Here is a 5,273-nt window from a genome sequence, read left to right as displayed (position 1 = left end):
CCTTCCGACCCCTCGCCACGTTCGGCGCCCGAGGAGACGCCCCGACACACGCCCGACCCCGTCGGAACCGGTGCTCGGGTCGGCGTCCCCGCCGTGCTGAGGGGAAACGGCGGTGTCGGAACCGGTGCTCGGGTCGGCGTCGCTGCCGTGCTGAGGGGAAACGGCGGTGTCGGAACCGGTGCTCGGGTCGGCGTCGCTGCCGTGCTGGGGGAAACGGCGGTGTCGACGATGCGGGCTGCTGCTGTCAGGGCCCGTGTCGCCGCGTCGGCCAGGGAGGTGTCGGTGGCGCGCAGGTACGCGCCGCGCAGCCACAGGGTCGGCGCCGGGCAGGCGCCCCGCGCGCGGCGTACGGCCAGGGCCGCGAGCGCCGTGGTGCGGCCCGTGCCCGGGTCTCCGACGAGGCCGAGGACAGGGCGGTCCCCGGTGGTGAAGGCGGCCAGTTCGGCGGTGATGCCCCGGCGCTCCACGGGTTCCGGCCGGTCCGGGGGGGAAGGAGGTTCCGAGCGTGGTCGCGGTCAGTTCCAGCGCCCCGGCGAGGTTCAGGTCGGCTCCGTGGGCGGGCACGGTCGCGGCGTTGCGCTCCAGCAGTGCGGCCAGTGGGCCGTCCGGATCGGCCCCGGCCGCCGCCCGCAGGGCCACCGCGAAGCCTCCGGAGCGGTGCTCCGCCCGCAGTGCGGTGCCCACCACCGCGAGCACCGCTCCGGTGTCGGCGTCGAGGACCGGTCCCCCGCCGCACGCCTCCCCTCCCAGCCGCAGCGCGTCGCGGCCGTCGGTGCCGATCGCGAGCTCCACGGCCACGCCCGCGGGCATCGTGTGGGACCGATCCCCCGCCGGGTAGTCGACCTCCGCGCCGCCGAGTACCCGCGCCTGCCGCCATCCCCGCGCGGGCAGCCGTACGTAGGTCCCGGGATCGATCACCTCGCGCGGCGCCACGGGAAGCGGGCGCACCCCGAGTCCGTCGGTCCGTACCAGCGCCAGCGCGAGCCCCGGCAGGGCGGTCACGTCCGCCGCCTCGGCCAGCCAGGTCCGGCCGGCCGGTCCCGGCGCGTGCAGTACCACCCGGGTCAGCCCGGCGACGGCCTCGTGGCTGGTGACCACCGTCCCGCGGTCGTCGGCGACGAATCCGCTGCCGCGCGCCCGGCCGGCGGGATCGCAGATCTTGACGAGCTCCGCCATGGCCGCACCACTCCCCGCACCGCTCCCCCGCAACACCCCGTGCTCACGACGGTAGGCAGGTGAAGATCGGCACGAAAAGCACGCGAGGCGAAAGCGCCCCCTTACGCTCCCTCCATTCACTCCGAGCGCCTGCTCGGACGGGTGAATACAGGGGTCCGGGTGGATAGACACCTATCCGAGGGGGGTCGTGGAGCGGTGAGCGGCAGTCCATGTGCGCTCACCGCTCCACGTCAACACCCGATCGTCAGACGAAGACCGCGAGGGACTTCGCCTTTCCGTTCTTGTTCTCGACGAGCCCGAGCAGCTGGCCCTGCGGCCCGAAGACCGCGACCGTGCGGCCGGACTCGTACTCCTGCGGCATGTCGATCCGCACGCCGTTGGCGAGCAGCGACGCCCGCCGGGCGTCCAGGTCCCAGCGCGGGAAGGCGGCGGCCGCGGCCTCGCCGATGGGCATGACGGTCAGCTCCTCCTGGAGCTGGTCGAGGGTCCGCGCCTTGTCGAGCTTGTACGGGCCCACCCGCGTGCGGCGCAGCGCGGTCAGGTGCCCGCCGACGCCGAGGTCGGCCCCCAGGTCACGGGCGAGGGCGCGGATGTACGTACCGCTGGAGCAGACCACGGAGACGACGAGGTCGACGACCTTCGTGCCGTCCTCGGCCTCCGCCTCGCGCATGTCGTACACCTGGAACGACGAGATGGTCACCGGCCGGGCCGGGATCTCGAAGTCCTCGCCGTCGCGGGCGCGCTTGTAGGAGCGCACGCCCTTGATCTTGATGGCACTGACCTTGGACGGGACCTGCATGATCTCGCCGGACAGGGTGGCGATGCCCGCGTCCACGGCTTCCCGGGTGACCCCGGTGGCGTCCGTGGCCGAGGTGATCTCGCCCTCGGCGTCATCCGTCAAAGTGTTCTGGCCCAGGCGGATGGTGCCGAGGTACTCCTTCTCCGTGAGCGCGAGGTGGCCGAGGAGCTTGGTCGCCTTCTCCACGCCCAGGACCAGCACGCCGGTCGCCATCGGGTCGAGCGTGCCGGCGTGGCCGACGCGACGGGTCTTGGCGATCCCGCGCATCTTGGCGACCACGTCGTGCGAAGTGAAGCCGGACGGCTTGTCGACGATGACAAGGCCGTCCGGAGTCTTCCCTGCGTTGGTGCTCATTCCGCGGCTGCGTCCTCGTCGTCGTCCTCGCCCGGCTTCTTGTACGGGTCGGCGTCGCCGGCGTACTGGGCGCCGGAGGACACCTCGCGTACCTGGGCGTCGGAGGAGCGTGCCTTGTCGAGGAGGTCCTCGATGGTCTTGGCGTTCTCCGGGAGGGCGTCCGCCACGAAGGTCAGGGTGGGCGTGAACTTGGTGCCCGCCGCCCGGCCGACCGCGGAACGCAGTACGCCCTTGGCGCTCTCCAGCCCCGCCGCGGCGCTGGCCCTGTCCTCGTCGTCACCGTAGACCGTGTAGAAGACCGTGGCCTCCCGCAGGTCGCCGGTGACCCGGGTGTCCGTGATGGTCACGTGCGTGCCGAGGCGGGGGTCCTTGACACCGCGGAGCAGCTTCTCGGCCACCACCTCCCGGATGAGGTCCGCCAGCTTCTTCGCCCGCGCATTGTCGGCCACTGGTCCGTCTCCTTCTTATGTCTTGCTATCAGTCTTCATCACCGTGGAGGCGCCGTCGTACGGACAGCAGCTCCACTTCCGGACGCGCAGCGACCAGCCGCTCGCAGCGGTCCAGTACGTCCGAGAGGAACCCCGCGTCCCCACTCACCAGAGCGACCCCTATACGGGCCCTGCGGTGCAGGTTCTGGTCGCCCACTTCAGCCGCGCTCACGGAGAACTTGCGTTGGAGCTCGGCCACGATGGGCCGGACCACGGAGCGTTTCTCCTTCAGCGAGTGGACGTCGCCGAGGAGCAGATCGAAGGACAGAGTCCCCACGTACATGCATTTTCCGGATATCCCGCCGGTGCGGGTTCGGTGGCCTGCCGGCCGTCGCTCGGCAGGGTCACCAGAACCGTACACGCAACGGCCGGGGCCGATCGACGGATATTCCGACGACCGGCCCCGGTGTGACGAGCTACGACACGGTGCGATGTGCCTCGCGCTTACGCGCGCGGCTTCTCGCGCATCTCGTACGTCGCGATGACGTCGTCGATCTTGATGTCGTTGTAGGAACCGAGGTTGATACCACCCTCGAAGCCCTCGCGGATCTCGGTGACGTCGTCCTTGAAGCGGCGCAGACCCGAGATGTTGAGGTTCTCCGCGATGACCTTGCCATCGCGCAGGAGCCGCGCCTTGGTGTTGCGCTTGACCTCGCCGGACCGGATGAGGACACCGGCGATGTTGCCCAGCTTGGACGAGCGGAAGATCTCGCGGACCTCCGCCGTACCGAGCTCGACCTCTTCGTACTCCGGCTTGAGGAGACCCTTCAGGGCCGCCTCGATCTCCTCGATGGCCTGGTAGATCACCGAGTAGTAGCGCACGTCGACGCCCTCGCGGTCCGCCATCTGCGCGGCACGACCGGCCGCACGGACGTTGTAACCGATGACGATGGCGTCGGAGCCCATCGCCAGCGAGATGTCGGACTCGGTGACCGCACCCACACCGCGGTGCAGGACCCGGATGTCGACCTCTTCACCGACGTCGAGCTGGAGCAGCGAGGACTCGAGAGCCTCGACCGCACCGGACGCGTCGCCCTTGATGATGAGGTTGAGTTCCTGGACCAGACCGGCCTTGAGCACGGAGTCGAGGTCCTCGAGGGACACACGACGGACGCGCTTGGCGAAGTTGGCGTTGCGCTCACGCGCAGCACGCTTCTCGGCGATCTGACGGGCCGTACGGTCCTCGTCCACGACGAGGAAGTTGTCGCCGGCGCCGGGGACGTTGGTGAGACCCAGGACCAGGACGGGGGTCGACGGACCCGCTTCCTCGACGTTGTTGCCCTTGTCGTCGAGCATGGCGCGCACTCGGCCGTAGGCGTCGCCCACGACCATCGTGTCGCCGACGCGGAGGGTACCGCGCTGGACGAGGACGGTGGCGACGGCACCGCGGCCGCGGTCGAGGTGGGACTCGATCGCAATACCCTGAGCGTCCTGCTCCGGGTTGGCGCGCAGGTCGAGCGAGGCGTCGGCGGTGAGGACGACGGCCTCCAGCAGGGAGTCGATGTGCAGACCCTGCTTGGCGGAGATGTCGACGAACATCGTGTCGCCGCCGTACTCCTCGGCGACCAGACCGAACTCGGTGAGCTGACCGCGCACCTTGACCGGGTCGGCACCCTCGACGTCGATCTTGTTGACCGCGACGACGATCGGGACGCCGGCGGCCTTGGCGTGGTTGAGCGCCTCGATCGTCTGCGGCATGACGCCGTCGTTGGCCGCGACCACGAGGATCGCGATGTCGGTCGACTTCGCACCACGGGCACGCATGGCGGTGAACGCCTCGTGACCCGGGGTGTCGATGAAGGTGATGCGACGCTCTTCGTCGTTGACCTCGGTGGAGACCTGGTACGCACCGATGTGCTGCGTGATGCCGCCGGCCTCGCCCGCGACGACGTTCGTCTTGCGGATGGCGTCGAGCAGTCGGGTCTTACCGTGGTCGACGTGACCCATGACGGTCACGACCGGCGGACGCGGCATGAGGTACTCCTCGCCGCCCTCGTCCTCGCCGAACTCGATGTCGAAGCCCTCGAGGAGCTCGCGGTCCTCTTCCTCCGGGCTGACGATCTGGACGACGTAGTTCATCTCGCCGGCCAGCATTTCGAGCGTCTCGTCGGAGACGGACTGCGTGGCAGTGACCATCTCGCCGAGGTTCATCATCACGGCGACGAGCGACGCCGGGTTGGCGTTGATCTTCTCCGCGAAGTCGGTGAGGGAGGCACCGCGCGACAGGCGCACGGTCTCGCCGCCACCGCGCGGCAGCATCACGCCGCCGACGGACGGGGCCTGCATGGCCTCGTACTCCTGGCGCCTCTGACGCTTGGACTTGCGACCACGACGGGCCGGACCACCGGGACGGCCGAAGGCACCCTGCGTGCCACCACGGGCACCGGGACCACCGGGACGACCACCGAAGCCGGGACGACCGCCGCCACCGGCACCGGCCGGACCGCCGCCGAAGC

At 70.3% G+C, this 5,273-nt stretch carries 4 protein-coding genes and 1 pseudogene; all 5 read right to left on the bottom strand.

Annotated elements, in window-relative coordinates; genetic code table 11:
• Positions 1-200: 200 nt before the first annotated feature.
• Positions 201-1,176, bottom strand: a pseudogene (locus tag ACWGIU_RS28910) (serine protease); the annotation flags it as partial.
• A 244-nt stretch (positions 1,177-1,420) separates the two neighbouring features.
• Entirely contained in the window at positions 1,421-2,329 is a 909-nt protein-coding gene (truB, locus tag ACWGIU_RS28905; protein ID WP_453710648.1) for a tRNA pseudouridine(55) synthase TruB, read from the bottom strand.
• On the bottom strand, positions 2,326-2,778 hold the full coding sequence (gene rbfA / locus ACWGIU_RS28900; protein ID WP_030298318.1) for a 30S ribosome-binding factor RbfA: 453 nt from the start codon (positions 2,776-2,778) through the stop codon (positions 2,326-2,328). The genes truB and rbfA overlap by 4 nt, the downstream gene beginning before the upstream one ends.
• A gap of 28 nt (positions 2,779-2,806) precedes the next feature.
• Positions 2,807-3,100, bottom strand: a complete 294-nt coding sequence (locus ACWGIU_RS28895; protein ID WP_453710646.1) for a DUF503 domain-containing protein — start codon at positions 3,098-3,100, stop codon at positions 2,807-2,809.
• Positions 3,101-3,261: 161 nt separating this feature from the next.
• Positions 3,262-5,273, bottom strand: a 2,012-nt coding sequence (gene infB, locus ACWGIU_RS28890) for a translation initiation factor IF-2 (RefSeq protein ID WP_453710644.1), incomplete at its 5' end; no start/stop codon positions are given.

Source organism: Streptomyces sp. NPDC054840 (genome assembly GCF_053611065.1).
The sequence above is the reverse complement of the archived record's forward strand: the minus strand, read 5'-3'. Positions and strand labels throughout refer to the sequence as shown.

Coding starts and splice junctions, on each gene's coding strand:
- truB (WP_453710648.1), bottom strand. CDS start 2,329: ATGAGCACCAACGCAGGGAAGACTCCGGACGGCCTTGTCATCGTCGAC.
- ACWGIU_RS28895 (WP_453710646.1), bottom strand. CDS start 3,100: ATGTACGTGGGGACTCTGTCCTTCGATCTGCTCCTCGGCGACGTCCAC.